1 protein-coding gene is annotated in these 464 nt (G+C 67.2%); it reads left to right on the top strand.

Features of this window, described 5'->3' with window-relative positions; all coding sequences use genetic code 11:
• Nucleotides 1–455, top strand: a 455-nt coding sequence (locus tag HCJ94_RS29415; protein WP_168004254.1) for a transposase family protein, incomplete at its 5' end; no start/stop codon positions are given.
• Nucleotides 456–464: the final 9 nt, after the last annotated feature.

Below are 464 nucleotides of genomic sequence, written 5' to 3'. Positions count from 1 at the left end.
TCGACGGCACCCTGATCCCGACCCGGGACCACCGCCTCGCCGCGCGGAGCAAGAACTACCGGTACTCGACGAACCTGCAGATCGCCATCGACGCCAGCACCCGCCTGGTCATCGCCGTCGGCGACCCCCAGCCAGGCAACCGCAACGACACAGTCGTCTACCGCACCTCGGGTATCGACCAGAAACTGGCCGGACGGCCCGTCATGGCCGACGGCGCCTACCGCGGCAACCCCGAAGTGATCATCCCGTACCGCAAGCCCGCCGACGGCAGCGACCTGCCCGCCTGGAAGGAAGACCTCAACACCCAACACCGCACCATCCGCGCCCGGGTCGAACACACCCTGGCCAGGATGAAGAACTGGAAGATCCTGCGCGACTACCGCCGCGCCGCCCACACATTGACCGATGCCGCTTCCGGCATCGCCCACCTGCACAACATCGCCCTGACTTGGTGACCACCAACC

Source organism: Micromonospora thermarum (assembly GCF_012034245.1).
GTDB classification, from domain to species: Bacteria; Actinomycetota; Actinomycetes; order Mycobacteriales; family Micromonosporaceae; genus Micromonospora; species Micromonospora thermarum.
The sequence above is the reverse complement of the archived record's forward strand: the minus strand, read 5'-3'. Positions and strand labels throughout refer to the sequence as shown.